General features: G+C 72.0%; 15 protein-coding genes. 7 read left to right on the forward strand and 8 right to left on the reverse strand.

Features of this window, described 5'->3' with window-relative positions:
* The first annotated feature begins 66 nt into the window (after window positions 1-66).
* The 6 genes from AMY39116_RS0315265 to AMY39116_RS0315290 all read left to right on the forward strand — a co-directional run bounded on the left by AMY39116_RS0315265 (window position 67) and on the right by AMY39116_RS0315290 (window position 5,457).
* Window positions 67-720, forward strand: a complete 654-nt coding sequence (locus tag AMY39116_RS0315265) for an ATP-binding cassette domain-containing protein (protein WP_020418505.1) — start codon at window positions 67-69, stop codon at window positions 718-720.
* Entirely contained in the window at window positions 717-2,597 is a 1,881-nt protein-coding gene (locus AMY39116_RS0315270) for a YhgE/Pip family protein (RefSeq protein WP_020418506.1), read from the forward strand. The genes AMY39116_RS0315265 and AMY39116_RS0315270 overlap by 4 nt, the downstream gene beginning before the upstream one ends.
* Window positions 2,594-3,178, forward strand: a complete 585-nt coding sequence (locus AMY39116_RS0315275; protein WP_020418507.1) for a TetR/AcrR family transcriptional regulator — start codon at window positions 2,594-2,596, stop codon at window positions 3,176-3,178. Before AMY39116_RS0315270 ends, AMY39116_RS0315275 begins: the two co-directional genes overlap by 4 nt.
* A gap of 85 nt (window positions 3,179-3,263) precedes the next feature.
* On the forward strand, window positions 3,264-3,884 hold the full coding sequence (locus AMY39116_RS0315280; protein ID WP_020418508.1) for a dihydrofolate reductase family protein: 621 nt from the start codon (window positions 3,264-3,266) through the stop codon (window positions 3,882-3,884).
* Window positions 3,881-4,234, forward strand: coding sequence for a YciI family protein (locus tag AMY39116_RS0315285; RefSeq protein WP_020418509.1), 354 nt, complete (start codon window positions 3,881-3,883; stop codon window positions 4,232-4,234). Before AMY39116_RS0315280 ends, AMY39116_RS0315285 begins: the two co-directional genes overlap by 4 nt.
* Entirely contained in the window at window positions 4,231-5,457 is a 1,227-nt protein-coding gene (locus tag AMY39116_RS0315290) for an RNA polymerase sigma factor (protein WP_020418510.1), read from the forward strand. Before AMY39116_RS0315285 ends, AMY39116_RS0315290 begins: the two co-directional genes overlap by 4 nt.
* A gap of 351 nt (window positions 5,458-5,808) precedes the next feature.
* Here the strand turns inward: AMY39116_RS0315290 and AMY39116_RS0315295 are convergent, their stop codons facing one another.
* The 4 genes from AMY39116_RS0315295 to polA all read right to left on the reverse strand — a co-directional run bounded on the left by AMY39116_RS0315295 (window position 5,809) and on the right by polA (window position 10,191).
* Complete coding sequence (locus tag AMY39116_RS0315295) at window positions 5,809-6,426, reverse strand: hypothetical protein (RefSeq protein WP_235716134.1); 618 nt, start codon at window positions 6,424-6,426, stop codon at window positions 5,809-5,811.
* A gap of 121 nt (window positions 6,427-6,547) precedes the next feature.
* Window positions 6,548-6,979 carry a VOC family protein gene (locus AMY39116_RS0315300; RefSeq protein WP_020418512.1) on the reverse strand — a complete coding sequence of 144 codons (432 nt, stop codon included), beginning with the start codon at window positions 6,977-6,979 and terminating at the stop codon, window positions 6,548-6,550.
* Between the two features lie 31 nt (window positions 6,980-7,010).
* A complete protein-coding gene (locus AMY39116_RS0315305) occupies window positions 7,011-7,451 on the reverse strand; it encodes a helix-turn-helix domain-containing protein (RefSeq protein WP_020418513.1) in 441 nt (146 codons plus the stop codon).
* A 4-nt stretch (window positions 7,452-7,455) separates the two neighbouring features.
* Window positions 7,456-10,191, reverse strand: a complete 2,736-nt coding sequence (gene polA, locus AMY39116_RS0315310) for a DNA polymerase I (protein ID WP_027935944.1) — start codon at window positions 10,189-10,191, stop codon at window positions 7,456-7,458.
* Window positions 10,192-10,276: 85 nt separating this feature from the next.
* On the opposite strand from polA, the gene AMY39116_RS0315315 reads away from it, so the two are divergent.
* The gene (locus tag AMY39116_RS0315315) at window positions 10,277-10,720 is read left to right on the forward strand and encodes a hotdog fold thioesterase (RefSeq protein ID WP_017988046.1); all 444 of its coding nucleotides are present in this window, start codon (window positions 10,277-10,279) and stop codon (window positions 10,718-10,720) included.
* 64 nt (window positions 10,721-10,784) lie between these two features.
* Here the strand turns inward: AMY39116_RS0315315 and AMY39116_RS0315320 are convergent, their stop codons facing one another.
* From AMY39116_RS0315320 to AMY39116_RS0315335, 4 genes are read right to left on the reverse strand one after another with little or no spacing between them, the layout of a single operon-like run.
* Window positions 10,785-11,492, reverse strand: coding sequence for an ABC transporter ATP-binding protein (locus AMY39116_RS0315320; protein ID WP_323807007.1), 708 nt, complete (start codon window positions 11,490-11,492; stop codon window positions 10,785-10,787).
* Window positions 11,485-12,402, reverse strand: a complete 918-nt coding sequence (locus tag AMY39116_RS0315325; protein ID WP_020418515.1) for an ABC transporter ATP-binding protein — start codon at window positions 12,400-12,402, stop codon at window positions 11,485-11,487. Before AMY39116_RS0315325 ends, AMY39116_RS0315320 begins: the two co-directional genes overlap by 8 nt.
* Window positions 12,399-13,511: a branched-chain amino acid ABC transporter permease gene (locus AMY39116_RS0315330; RefSeq protein ID WP_020418516.1), complete on the reverse strand. Its 1,113-nt coding sequence runs from the start codon at window positions 13,509-13,511 to the stop codon at window positions 12,399-12,401. Before AMY39116_RS0315330 ends, AMY39116_RS0315325 begins: the two co-directional genes overlap by 4 nt.
* Window positions 13,508-14,503: a branched-chain amino acid ABC transporter permease gene (locus AMY39116_RS0315335; RefSeq protein ID WP_020418517.1), complete on the reverse strand. Its 996-nt coding sequence runs from the start codon at window positions 14,501-14,503 to the stop codon at window positions 13,508-13,510. Before AMY39116_RS0315335 ends, AMY39116_RS0315330 begins: the two co-directional genes overlap by 4 nt.
* Window positions 14,504-14,529 lie beyond the last annotated feature (26 nt).

Below are 14,529 nucleotides of genomic sequence, written 5' to 3' on the forward strand. Positions count from 1 at the left end.
GTTGCGGGCTCCGGAGGACGGGCGTAGCTTTTGAACTGACCAGTCAGTTCAAAAGAGGGGGATCCTGTGCGGGTGCACGCCGACCGGGTCACCGTCGAAGGTCCGCACGGCACGGTGCTGCCGCCGACCTCGCTCACCGTCGGCGAGGGCGAACTCGTCTTCGCGCACGGCGAGCCGGGCGCCGGGGTGACCGCGTTCGGTCTCGCCCTGACCGGGCGGATGCGGCCGACGACCGGGCTCGTGACGCTCGACGGCAAGGCGGACGCCGCGAAACTGCGCCGCGTCAGCGCCGTGGTGGACGCGCCGGAGATCACCGCGCCGGAGGACTCGCTGCCGGTGCGGATGGTCGTCGCCGAGGAGCTGTCGATCGGGAGGCTGCCCGCGGGCAAGGACGCCGTCGCGCGGTGGCTGTCCGAGCACGACCTCGCCGGGCGCGCGGACGTCCGGTTCGAGCACCTGTCCCCCGCCGAGCGCACCCGGCTGCTCACCGCGCTGGCCGCGGCGCGGCCCGGGGTGCGGCTGCTCGTGCTCGACACCCCCGACCGGCACACCAGCGACGTCTCCAGCTGGGCCGGCCTCGCCCGCGAACACGCCGAGCGCGGCTTCGCCGTCGTCGTGCTGACCGCCACCGCCCCGACCGGGGCGCTGCCCGCTCCCCCGGCGCTGCTCGGCCGCACCGAGCAGCCCGAACCCGAACTCGTGCAAGGAGATCCGCAGTGACCGGCCTCCGGCTCGCCGCCGGGGAACTGCGCCGCCTGACCTCCGGCAAGCTGCCCAAGCTCGCCGTGGCCGCGCTGGTGCTCGTCCCCCTGCTGTACGCGTCGTTCTACCTCTACGCCAACTTCGACCCCTACGGCCGCCTCGGCAAGCTGCCCGCGGCGATCGTCAACGAGGACGCGGGATCCGCCGACCGCAACGTCGGCGACGAGGTCACGTCCTCGGTGGTCGGCTCGGGCACGTTCCAGTGGCACGAGGTCTCCGCGGCCGAGGCCGACGCCGGGGTGCGCGACGACCGCTACGCGTTCACGATCACGATCCCACGCGACTTCTCCGCCGCGCTGCTCTCCAGCGGCAACTTCACCCCGCAGCGCGCCACGATCCAGCTGACCACGAACGACGCGAACAACTACCTCTCGCACACCATCGCCAACCAGGTCGCCGAGCAGATCCGCGACACGATCGCGGAGAAGGTGGGCAGCGAGGCCGCGAACCGGTTCCTGATGGGCTTTTCGACCATCTACCAGCAGACCCAGCAGGCCGCGACCGGCGCCACCCAGCTCGCCGACGGCGCGAACCGGCTGCTCACCGGCCAGCAGCAGCTCGCCGACGGGGCACAGCAGCTGGCCACCGGCAGCGCCCAGCTGTCGTCCGGGCTGTCCACGCTCCGGTCGAGCACCGCGACCCTGCCGCAGAGCACCCGGCAGCTGGCCGACGGCGCCCAGCAGGTCGCCGACGGCAACAGCCAGGTCGCCGCGGCCGGGTCCACCGTCGCGAGCGGGTCCGCCCAGCTGGTGCGCAACCTCGACGACGTGAACAACCAGCTCACCGACCGGCTGCGCGCGGCCGGGCTGTCCGAGGCCGACATCGAGCGGGTGCAGGGCGTGCTCGGCGACCTGCGGGCCCCGGTCGACCAGGCCAACTCGAGGATCCAGCAGACGTCGGCCCAGCTGAACCAGCTCGCCGACGGGGCGCGGCAGGTCGCGGCCGGGGCCGCCACGCTGGCGAACTCGGCGCCCGCGCTGTCCGGCGGCATCGCGCAGGCCGCTGACGGCGCGAACACGCTCTCGGCCGGCGCGAACCAGCTCAACGACGGCGAGAAGACCGCGTTGTCCGGCACGCGGGAGCTGGCGACCGGCGCCGGCCAGCTGCGGGACGGCCTGAACAACGGGCTCCAGCAGATCCCCAACCCCAGCGACCCGACGCGGACCGCGACCGCGGACACGATCGCCGACCCGGTCGCGGTCAACTCCGTCGGCGTCGCCTCCGCGGGCACCTACGGCGCCGGGCTGGCCCCGTTCTTCCTCGCCCTGGCCACCTGGATCGGCGCATTCGTGTTGTTCCTGCTGATCCGGCCGCTGTCGTCGCGGGCTATCGCGGCGGGCACCGCGCCGCTGCGGGTCGCGCTCGGCGGGTGGCTGCCTTCGGCGCTGCTGGGCATCGCGCAGGTCGTCGTGTTGTTCGCCGCCGTGACCTGGTTCGTCGGCATCCACATCGCGCACCCGGTGGGCGCGCTGGCGTTCGCGATCCTGGCATCGCTGACGTTCACCGCGATCGTGCACGCGCTCAACGCGTTCTTCGGCGCCGTCGGCAAGTTCCTCGGGCTGGTGCTGCTGGTGCTGCAGCTGGTCAGCGCGGGCGGCACGTTCCCGTGGCAGACCCTGCCGGACGCGCTGTACCCGCTGCACGTCGTGCTGCCGATGGGGTACGTGGTCGACGGGCTGCGGCACCTGCTCTACACCGGCGCGTCGCTGCGGAACCTGCTGGACATCGGGGTGCTGGTCGCCTACCTCGTGGGCGCGCTCGCGGTGTCGGCGCTGGCCGCGCGCAGGCAACGGGTGTGGACGGTGTCGAAGCTGCAGCCGGAGCTGTCGCTGTGAGCCCGCGCGGCGAGAGCACCAAGCAGAAGCTGTTCGAGGCGACGCTGCGGCTGGCCACCGAGAAGGGGCTGGCCGGGCTGACGGTGGACGAGATCGCGGCGGCGGCCGGGGTCGCGAAGGGCACTGTGTACTACAACTTCGGCAGCAAGGACGGGTTGATCGACGCGCTGCTGCGCTACGGCGTCGGGCAGCTCGCCGAGCGGCTGCGGGCGCACGCGGCCGAGCCGGACCCGGTGGCCGCGCTGGAGTCCCTGGTGGACACCGGGCTGGAGTTCATCGCGGGGCACCGCGGGTTCTCGCAGATCCTGGTCAGCGAGCTGTGGCGGACGCCGGGCCAGTGGCAGGAGACGCTGTCGCTGCTGCGCGAGGACATCGTCTCCATCGTGAAGGAGCAGCTGCAGCGGGTCGCCGACGCCGGGCGCCTGCCGCCGGGGATCGAGGTGCCGACCGCGGCGGCCGGGCTGTTCGGCACGCTGCTGGTCGTCGCGCTGGACTGGCAGGTGTTCCAGCCGCAGCGCTCGCGAGCCGAGGTGCGCGAGGGCATCATGCTCCTCGTCCGGGGCGTGGCCCGCCAAGATTAGTTCCCGCCGGTTGTCGATTCCGGGGCCGCTCGTTCGCCGTAGGGGCGCGGGCGTCACCGGGACGCCCGGTGAGGAAGGGATCGGCATGCGGAAACTGGTGGTCACGGCGTTCGTGACGGCCGACGGCGTGATGCAGGCGCCGGGCGGCCCGGACGAGGACCGCGACGGCGGCTTCGCCCACGGCGGCTGGGCGGTGCCGTTCATCGGCGAGCGGGTGCTGGAGCTGATGCTCGAGTTCACCCGAGGGGCCGGCGCGCTCCTGCTCGGCCGGAAGACCTACGAGGAGTTCGCCGCGACGTGGCCGCTGGCCGACGACCCGTTCGGCGACCTGATGAACGGGCTGCCGAAGTTCGTCGCCTCGCGGACGCTGACCGAGGTGGGCTGGCGCAACTGCACGCTGCTGCGCGGGGACGCCGCCGGGGCGGTGGCCGAGCTCAAGCGCGGCGACGGCGGGGACATCCAGGTCCACGGCAGCAGCGACCTGGTGCAGACACTGCTCGCGCACGACCTGGTCGACGAGTTCCAGCTGCTGGTGTTCCCGGTGGTGATCGGGTCGGGCAAGCGGCTGTTCGGCTCCGGCGCCGGTCCGGGCGCGCTGGAGCTGACCCACACCGAGCGGTTGCCGCGCGGCGGGCTGCTGCACCGCTACCGGCGCGCGGGCGGGCTCGAATGTGGTGCGATGGGGCCGGAAACGGGCAACTGGTGAGCGGGGACGTGACGATGCCGCAGTACGCGATCCTGATCTACGAAAAGGAACTCCCCGGCGGCGTGGCCGACATCCCGCCGGAGGTCATGGAGGCCAACCTGGCCGTCGGGCCGAAGATCGAGGCCATGGGCGCCCGGGTGGTGCACGAGCAGGGGCTGCAGCCGGTGGCGCAGGCCCGCACGATCCACAAGGGCGGCGCGGTGACCGACGGCCCGTTCCTGGAGAGCAAGGAGGTCATCGCCGGGTTCTTCGTGGTCGAGGCCGCCGACCTCGACCAGGCGGTGGCCATCGGGAAGCTGCTGCCGATCATGGACGGGGCGGTCGAGGTGCGGCCGTTGATGGAGGTGTGACCGGGGTCCGGGACGCCGTCGCCGACGCGCACCGCCGCGAGTGGGCCAGGGTGCTCGCCGCGACGGTGCGCGTCACGCGTGATCTCGACCTGGCGGAGGAGTGCGTCCAGGACGCCTACGCCGCCGCGCTCGACTCGTGGGCCCGCGACGGCGTGCCGGACCGCCCGGCCGCGTGGCTGACGACCGCGGCGCGGCACAACGCGCTGGACGCCCTGCGGCGCGCGGCGACGCTGCGCGCGAAGCTGCCGTTGCTGGTCGAGCCCGCGGCGGACAGCCCGGTGGCCGACGACCCGCTGCGGCTGGTGTTCCTGTGCTGCCACCCCGCGTTGTCGGCCGAGGCGCAGGTGGCCCTGACCTTGCGGCTGGTGTGCGGCGTGCCGACGCCGGACGTCGCGGCGGCGTTCCTGGTGCCGCCGGCGACGATGGCGGCCCGGATCACGCGAGCGAAGAAGAAGATCGCGGCGGCGCGGATCCCGTTCCGGATGCCCGCGCCGGCCGAGCGGCCGGAGCGGCTGGACGCGGTGCTGACGACGATCCACCTGCTGTTCACGACCGGGCACACGGCGCCGTCGGGCGAGTCGCTGATGCGGGTGGCGTGCGCCGAGCGGGCGCTGGAACTGGCGCGGCTGCTGCGGGAGCTGGTGCCGGACTCGCGGGAGGTGCGGAGGTTGCTGGCGTTGCTGTTGGCAGGGCACGCGCGCCGGGCGACGCGCACGGACGGGACGGGCCGACTCCTGCTGCTGTCCGAACAGGACCGTTCCCGCTGGGACCGCGCCGCGCTCGCGGAGGCGGACGAGCTGGTGGTGACGTCCCTGCGCGGCGGCCCGCCAGGCCGTTTCGCCCTGCAGGCGGCGATCGCGATGCTGCACGCGAGCGCACCGTCCTACGAGGCGACGGACTGGCCGCAGATCCTGGTGCTGTACGACGAACTGGCGAAGGTGTGGCCGTCGCCGGTGGTGGCGCCGAACCGGGCGGTGGCGGTGGCGATGGTCGACGGCCCGGCGCAGGCGCTGGCCGAGGTGACGGCGCTGGAAGGCGACCGCCGGTTGTCCGGGTACCACTACCTGCCCGCGATCAAGGCAGACCTGCTGCGCCGCCTCGGCCGGCCCGTCGAGGCGGCCGCCGCCTACGAGCACGCTCTGCGCCTGACGGAGAACGAGGCCGAGCGGGTGTTCCTGGCGGACCGCCTCGCCGAGATGCGGGAAATGAGCGCTCCGGGTTGATGCGCTGGCCCCGCTCGGCCGCCCGCCGGGGCGATCCCCCGCGGTACGTGATCCGGCCGGCAGATCCAGCGAAACGCAGTCCCGGCTGGCAGGCGCGCCAAGCGGGCCCCCAGCGGCCGCACCTGCCTACCAACGAGGCGGCTCCCCGCCCGGCATCGGCAAGCCTCCGCGAAATTCGCGCGGCACGCGGCCCTGGCGCGCGCCGAGTGGGCCGCCCAGGCACCAGCGGCCGCACCCGCCCGGCCTCGGGCAAGCCTCGGCGAATTCCGGCGGCACGCGGTCCCAGTCCGAGCCGCATGTGCCCACCAACGTCCGATCCCCGCCCGCGGCCGCGACCGGCAGCGCGCGGGCTCAGCGCACCATCGGCCGCAGCTGGCCGATCTGGTGTGTCGACGTCGCGTGGCCGGACAGGGCCCGGCGCACCGCTTCGAGCACTCCCTCGGCGATCTCGGCCTGGGCCAGGGACCGGTGGGCGTCGTAGGCGGAGACCGTGCCCAGCTGCACCACCTGGGTCGGGTGCAGGGGCAGCAGCGGGTCGGGCGGTTCGACCGCCCCGGTGCCGCTGAGGCCGCCCCGCACCTCCACCACCGGCGCGCCGTCGGCGAGCAGGGACTCCACCGCGCCCATCACCGACCGCCGGTACTGCTCGTGGATCCACGCCACCAGCAGGTCCGCCTGCCCGCGCAGCGCCAGCTCCGCCTTCGCGGCGAGCTCCCGCGGCCGGTCCCAGTGCGCCTCGACCCAGATCGCCTTCCCGCCGCCCCACGGGCGGATCGTGCCGTCGCGGAAGGGCCGGTGTCCCGGCGGCCGCATCGACCGCCGCGCCGCCTCCCCCGGCCGCACCTCGCAGTCGAGCGGGTGGTACCGCCGGGACGGCAGCACCACGTGCCAGCCCTCCCTGGTCAGGACTTCGGCGAGCCCGGCCAGCATCCCCGTACCCGCCAGGATCAGCGCTTTCCGGCCAGCCATGACCCCACGCTACCTGCTGCTCGCGGCACGGGCAGCCTCTCGACGTGGCCTTCTCCCCGCCGCAATGCGCCGGAAACCTTTCCACGTCCCGCCGCCCGATCCGGCCGGGAACCGGCGAAGATCAGCCCCAGTCCTTGCCGGGGTCGAACGCGTGCGGCTGGGTGAGGCTGAACCAGTTGCCCGAGTCGTCGCGGAACACGGCCTCGATCCCGTACGGCCGCTCGGCCGGCTCCTGCAGGAACGTCACCCCGCGCGCGGCCAGCTCGGCGTGCGTCCCGCGGCAGTCGGCGGTCTTCCACACGCCCCCGCCGAACGCGCCCTTGGCCACCAGTTCCCGGATCTGCTTTTCGGTCTCCGCGTCGTGCTGCGGCGGCCCCGGCTTCATCAGGATGAAGTCGAGGTCCGGCTGGTCGGGCGGCCCGACCGTGAGCCAGCGGAAGTCGCCGATCTGCAGGTCCCGCCGCACCTCGAAGCCGAGCTTCTCGGTGTAGAACGCCTTCGCCGAATCCTGGTCCAGCACGTACACGCTGGAGTGGGACAGCCCGTTGATCATCGCGAACCTCCTGTGGTCGATGGGAAGAACGCTACTGACCTGGGACGTCCCCCGGCTTCTCCGAATGTGCTGTTCCCGCCGCGGGCCGGGTCCACATCATCAGGTAGCACCCGGGCACCGGCGGCGGCCCGTCCGCGCGCACCCGCGCCCGGTACTCGCTCGGCGAGGAACCGGTGATCTCGGCGAACCGGCGGCTGAACGTGCCGAGGCTGGTGAACCCGACGGCCAGGCACACCTCGGTGACCGTCAGGTTCACCGACCGCAGCAGGTCCTGCGCCCGCTCGATGCGCCGCCGCGTCAGGTAGGCCTTCGGGCTCTCCCCGTACGCGGCGGCGAACGAGCGCATGAAGTGGTAGCGCGAACAGCAGGCGACGGCGGCGAGCGCGTCCACGTCGAGGGGCTCGGCGTAGTGCGCGTCCATCCAGTCCTTGGCGCGGCGCACCTGCGCCACCGCCGCCACCCGGTCCGTCATGCCGTCAGTGCGCCGCCTCGTTCCAGGACCGGCCGAACCCGACCGACACCTCCAGCGGCACGGCCAGCTCGTACGCCGCGCCCATCTCGCGCCGCACCAGCTCCTCGACCCGGTCGCGCTCGCCCTCGCTGACCTCGACGATCAGTTCGTCGTGCACCTGCAGCAGCACCCGCGACCGCAGGCCGGCCTCGGCGATCGCGCGGTGCACGCCGATCATCGCGACTTTGATGATGTCGGCCGCGCTGCCCTGGATCGGCGCGTTGAGCGCCATCCGCTCGGCCATCTCGCGCCGCTGCCGGTTGTCGCTGTTGAGGTCGGGCAGGTAGCGGCGACGGCCGAAGATCGTCTCGGTGTAGCCGACCTTGCCCGCCTCGACCACGACGCTGTGCAGGTAGTCGCGCACCCCGCCGAACCGGGCGAAGTACTCGTCCATCAGCCCGCGGGCCTCCTCGGTGGAGATCCGCAGCTGCTGCGACAGGCCGTAGGCCGACAGCCCGTAGGCCAGGCCGTAGTTCATCGCCTTGATCTTCGCCCGCTGCGGCCCGGTGACCTCGGCCGGGTCGACGCCGAACACGCGCGCCGCGGTGGCCGCGTGGAAGTCGAACCCGGACTGGAACGCCTCGATCAGCGCCGCGTCCTCGGACAGGTGCGCCATGATCCGCATCTCGATCTGGCTGTAGTCCGCGGTGAGCAGCTCCGCGTACCCGTCGCCGACGACGAACGCGTCGCGGATGCGGCGGCCCTCCTCGGTGCGGATCGGGATGTTCTGCAGGTTCGGGTCCACAGAGGACAGACGACCGGTGGCCGCGATCGTCTGGTGCAGCGTGGTGTGGATCCGGCCGTCGTCGGCGACCGACTTGAGCAGGCCCTCGACCGTGCTCTTGAGCCGGGTGGCGTCCCGGTGCTCCAGCAGGTGCTGCAGGAACGGGTGCTCGGTCTTCTCGTACAGCGTCTGCAGCGCCTCGGCGTCGGTGGTGTAGCCGGTCTTGGTGCGCTTGGTCTTCGGCATGCCCAGCTCGTCGAACAGCACGACCTGCAGCTGCTTGGGCGAGCCCAGGTTGACCTGCTTGCCGATCACGCCGTACGCGGCCTCGGCGGCCTGCTTCACGCGGGCGCCGTAGTGCGCCTCCAGCGCGGTCAGCTGCTCGATGTCGACGGCCACGCCCGCGGCCTCGACCTCGGCGATGACCTGCAGCAACGGCAGCTCGATGTCGCCGAGCAGCCTGGTGCCGCTGATCTTCTCCAGCTCGGCGGAGAGGGCGCCGGCCAGCTCGGCGACCGCGCTGGCGCGGACCAGCTCGCCCTGCACCAGCTTCTGGTCGCCGTCGTCGCCGTCGAGCAGGGACAGCTGGCCGTCGCCGGAGTCGCTGTCGTTGCGCAGCTCGCGCTGCAGGTACCGCAGCACCAGGTCGTCCAGCTCGAACGACCGCTGCCCCGGCCGGACCAGGTACGCGGCCAGCTCGGTGTCCATCGCCAGGCCCGCGAGCTTCCAGCCGCGCGCCCGCAGCGCGTGCAGCGGCACCTTCAGCGCATGCCCGGCCTTGGCGATCGCCGGGTCGGCCAGCCACGCGGCCAGCGCCTGCTCGTCGGCCTCGTCCAGGGCGGTGACGTCGACGTACCCGGCCTCGCCGCCCGGCGCGGCCAGGCTGATCGACTGGATGTCCGACCGCACCGACGACCCGGTGGTGCGGAAGGACAGGCCCACGGTCTGGCCGGCCTTGGTGTGCTTCGACAGCCACGCCGCGAGACCGCCCGCGGGCACCGCGGCGCCCTCCACCTCGAACCCGGACTCGGCCTCCGGCTCCGCGCTGGACAGCGTCTGGAACAGCCGGTCGCGCAGCACCCGGAACTCGAGCTCGTCGAACAGCCGGTGGACCGCGTCCCGGTCCCACGGCTTGAGCGCGAGGTCGCCCGGCGTGGCGTCCAGCGGCACGTCCCGCACCAGCTCGGTGAGCTGGCGGTTGAGCGTCACCGAGCTCAGGTGGGCGCGCAGCGCGTCGCCGACCTTGCCCTTGACCTCGTCGACCCGGTCGATCAGCGCGTCCAGCGACCCGAACTGCTGGATCCACTTGGTGGCGGTCTTCTCCCCGACGCCCGGGATGCCCGGCAGGTTGTCCGACGGGTCGCCGCGCAGCGCCGCGAAGTCCGGGTACTGCGACGGCGTGAGCCCGTACTTCTCCGCCACCCCGGCCGGGTCGTAGCGGACCAGGTCGGACACGCCCTTGCGCGGGTACAGGACCGTCGTCGAGTCGTCCACCAGCTGCAGCGCGTCGCGGTCGCCGGTGCAGATCAGGACCTGGTAGCCCTCGGCCGTGGCCTGCGTGGTCAGCGTGGCGATGATGTCGTCGGCCTCGTAGTTGTCCTTGGTCAGCACCGGGATGCCGAGCACCCCGAGCACGTCCTTGACCAGGTCGACCTGCCCCTTGAACTCGTCCGGCGTCGACGTCCGGGTGGCCTTGTAGTCGGCGAAGGTCGCCGAGCGGAACGTCTGCCGCGACACGTCGAACGCCACCGCGAGGTGCGTCGGCTGCTCGTCGCGCAGCAGGTTGATGAGCATCGAGGTGAACCCGAACACCGCGTTGGTGACCTGGCCGGTGGAGGTCTTGAACCGGTCGGCAGGCACGGCGAAGAAGGCGCGGTAGGCCATCGAGTGGCCGTCGATCAGCAACAGCCGCGGCCGTCCTTCCGCGGGCGCCGTCGCTGTGGTGTTGGCTACTGGCTGGTTCTGGCTGGGGCTCACGGGTGCGAGTCTAGGGTGGGGCACCGACAGAACCGCGCGAGCGGTCGTCGTGCCTTGCCGTCGTCTCACCGAGGAGTCACCCGCGTTGTCCGAGAACCTCTCCGAAGCCATCCGCGAGCAGCTCGCGGGCATCGATCCGCGCGTCGCGGAGCAGCAGCTCAACGACAAGCTCGGCATCGAGTTCGTCGAGCTCACGGCGGAGCGGGTGGTCGGCACGATGCCGGTCGAGGGCAACCTGCAGCCCTACGGCCTGCTGCACGGCGGCGCGAACGCCGTGCTCGCGGAGGCGCTGGGCTCGACCGTGGCGGCGCTCAACGCGGGCGCGGACAAGGCCACGCTCGGGTTCGAGCTGTCCTGCACCCACCACCGCGCCGCGCGGGAAGGCCTGGTCACCGGCGTGGCGACGCCGCTGCACGTCGGCCGCGGCACCATCACCGCCGAGATCGTGCTGACCGACGACCAGGGTCGCCGCACCTGCACCGCGCGCCTGTCCTGCCTGGTGCGCGACGCCGCCCCCGGCAGCCGCTGATCCACCACGAAGAAGGGCCCCGGCGCACGAGCGCCGGGGCCCTTCTCGTTCCAGGTCCACCCGATCAGGCGACGCCCAGGTAGGCCTCCTTGATCGCGGAGTCCGCCAGCAGCTCGGTGCCGGTGCCGGTCTTGGTGATCCGGCCGGTCTCCAGCACGTACGCGCGGTGGGCGCGGGACAGCGCCTGCTGCGCGTTCTGCTCCACCAGCAGCACCGTGGTGCCCTGCTTGTTGATCTCCGTGACGATCCGGAAGATCTGCTGGATGAACTGCGGCGCGAGCCCCATCGAGGGCTCGTCGAGCAGCAGCAGACGCGGCTTGGCCATCAGCGCCCGGCCCATGGCCAGCATCTGCTGCTCACCGCCGGACAGCGTGCCGCCGGCCTGGTTGCGCCGCTCCGCAAGGCGCGGGAACAGGTCGAACACGCGGTCCAGGTCGGGCTGCAGGTTCTTCCGGTCCTTGCGCGCGTAGGCGCCCATGTCCAGGTTCTCCGCGACCGTCATCCCCGGGAACACCCCGCGCCCCTCGGGCACCTGCGAGATGCCGCGGACGACCCGCAGGTCGGCGCGCAGCTTCGTGATGTCCTCGCCGGCGAAGGTGATCCGGCCCGCCGACAGCGGGCGGATGCCGGAGATGGCGCGCATCGTGGTGCTCTTGCCCGCGCCGTTCGCGCCGATGAGGGCGACGACCTCGCCCTCGTCGACCCGCAGCGTCAGCTCCGAGACCGCCTGGATCCGTCCGTAGTGGACGGAGACCCCGTCAAGCTCAAGCAGCGTCATCGTCAGGCACTCCCAGGTAAGCGGCGATCACAGCGGGGTTCTCCCTGATCTCGGCCGGCAGTCCTTCGGCGATCTTCTTGCCGAACTCCAGAACGACGATCCGGTCGGTCACGCCCATGACGAGCTTCATGTCGTGCTCGATGAGCAGGACGGTGTAGCCGTCGTCGCGGATCTTCCGGATCAGCCCCATGAGCTCTTCCTTCTCCGCCGGGTTGAACCCGGCGGCAGGCTCGTCGAGGCACAGCAGCTTCGGCTCGGTGGCCATCGCCCGCGCGATCTCCAGGCGGCGCTGGTAGCCGTACGGGAGGTTCTTGGCCTTGTCCGCGGCCCGGTCGGCGATGCCGACGAACTCCAGCAGCGCCATGGCCCGCTCGACCGCGGTCTTCTCCTCCTGGTGGTGCCGCGGGAGCCGCAGCAGCGCGCCGAGAACGCTGGTCTTGTGGCGGGCGTCGGTGCCGACCACGACGTTCTCCAGCGCGGTCATCTCGCCGAAGAGCCGGATGTTCTGGAAGGTGCGGGCGATGCCGCGCTGCGTGATCTGGTGGCGGGTGGCCTTGCCCAGCGGCTTGTCCTCCAGCAGCACCTGCCCCGACGTGGGCCGGTAGACCCCGGTCATCGCGTTGAAGCAGGTGGTCTTGCCGGCGCCGTTGGGCCCGATCAGGCCCAGGATCTCGCCGCGGCGGATGCCGAACGACACCGAGTCCAGCGCGGTCAGGCCGCCGAACTTCAGCGTCACGTCCCGCATCTCCAGCAGGGTCTCGCCGACCTCGACCTTGATGTCGCGGTCGACGGCGACCGCCTCGGCGACCTCGGCCTCGTGCTCGGCGAGCTCCTCCGGCGTCATCCGGGCGACCTCGGCGACCAGGCCGCCCTCGACCGGGGTCTCCTCGCTGGGGTGGCTCATCGGGGACCTCCCGTCGTGTCGGCGGCCAGCGCGCTCTCCCCGCTGATCTGCTCACCGCGGCCGAGCAGCCGCTGGTAGGCCTGCCGTCCGCGGGCCAGCAGGCGCTGGCGGGCGCCGAGCAGGCCCTGCGGGCGGAAGATCATCAGGATGATCAGCGCGATGCCGAAGATGAGGTAGTTGTACTCGGCCAGCTGCACGAACCGCAGCGGCAGGTACGCCACCACGGCCGCGCCCAGCAGCACGCCCACCTTGTTGCCCGCGCCGCCGAGCACCACCGCGGCCAGGAACAGCATCGAGGTGATGACGTCGAACGACTGGTTGTTCACGAACCCGAGCTTGCCCGCGTAGAGCGCGCCGGACAGGCCGCCGATCGCGGCGCCGATGACGAACGCCCAGATCTTGAACTTGAACACCGGGACGCCCATGATCTCGGCGACGTCCTCGTCCTCGCGGATCGACACCCAGGCGCGGCCGACCCGGCTGCGTTCCAGGTTCCCGACCAGCAGCAGGATCGCGATGATGATCGTGATCGTCAGCCAGTACCAGGCGGTGGCGTTGGCGAAGAACGGCGTGCCGTTCGCGTCGGTGCCGACCCGCTCGAAGCCGGACTGGCCGCGCAGCGGGTCGACGTTGTCCGCCACCAGGCGGATGATCTCGCCGAACCCGAGCGTGACGATCGCCAGGTAGTCACCGCGCAACCGCAGGGTCGGCGCGCCGAGGATGATGCCGAAGATCATCGTGACGGCCATCGCCAGCGGCAGCGTCCACAGGTAGGGCAGCTTCGCCAGGCTGGAGTTCGGGCTGGTGAACAGCGCCGCGACGTAGGCGCCGACGGCGAAGAAGCCGACGTAGCCCAGGTCCAGCAGGCCGGCCTGGCCGACCACCACGTTGAGCCCGATCGCGACCAGCGCGTAGCGGGCCACGTCGAACATCGCGGTCGGGAAGTCGGTGCCGGTCGTCGCGATCAGCGGCGGGTTGAGCACCGGCAGGAAGTAGATCAGCACCACGACCGGGATGAGGATCGCCCACTGGGCCGGCCGGGACAGGTTGTTCCACTGCTCGCGGATGGAGCGGCGCTTCGGCGGCGCGCTCACGGTCTGGGTCGTCATACGCGTGCCTTCCCGAGGGACTCGCCGAGGATGCCGGTCGGACGGAACATCAGGACGACGATCAGCACGACGAACGCCACGATGTCCTTCCACTCGCCGCCGAACAGCGACTGGCCGTAGTTCTCCACGAGGCCGAGCAGGAGCCCGCCGAGCAGCGCGCCCCGCAGGTTGCCGATGCCGCCGAGCACCGCGGCGGTGAACGCCTTGATGCCGAGCAGGAAGCCGCCGTTGTAGATGGCGCCCTGCGGGATCCGCATCATGTAGAACAGCGCGGCGGCGCCGGCGAGCAGCCCGCCGACGAGGAACGTGATGACGATGACCCGTTCCTTGTTGACGCCCATCAGCGTGGCGGTGTCCGGGTCCTGGGCGACCGCGCGGATGCCGCGGCCGAGGCGGGTCCGGTTGACGAAGTAGTCGGCCACGAACCACAGCACGACCGCCGCCACCACGAGGATGACGTGGATGTTGGTGACCGTGGCGCCGAAGATCCGGAACAGCGGTTCCGGCTGCAGCAGCCGGATCTGGGGCTGCTGGTTGAGGCCGAAGATCAGGCGCAGGGTCTGCTGGATGGCGAACGAGGCGCCGATCGCGGTGATCAGGAAGACCAGGCGCGGCGCGTTGCGCTTTCTCAGCGGCCGGTAGGCCACCCGTTCCAGCAGCACCGCGGTGCCGCCGGAGACGGCCATCGCGGCCAGGCAGGCGAGGCCGAGGAAGAGGATCAGCTCGACGATCGACAGGTCGGGCGTGGCGCCGGAGCGGAAACCGAGGCCGTAGAACGTCAGCCAGGTCGCGAACGCGCCGACGACGAAGACCTCGGAGTGCGCGAAGTTGATGAGCTTGAGAACGCCGTAGACGAGGGTGTAGCCCAGCGCCACCAGGGCGTAGATGCCGCCCTGCGCCAGGCCGTCCACGGTGTTGTTCCAGAACTGCTCCGCGAGGCCGGCCACGTCGAAGGAGATCCACGGCTCGGACTGCGCGAGGAATGGGGTCATCGCGGGGTACAAGGGTTCACTCTATT

This window comes from Amycolatopsis sp. ATCC 39116, assembly GCF_000231075.2.
GTDB classification, from domain to species: Bacteria; Actinomycetota; Actinomycetes; order Mycobacteriales; family Pseudonocardiaceae; genus Amycolatopsis_E; species Amycolatopsis_E tucumanensis.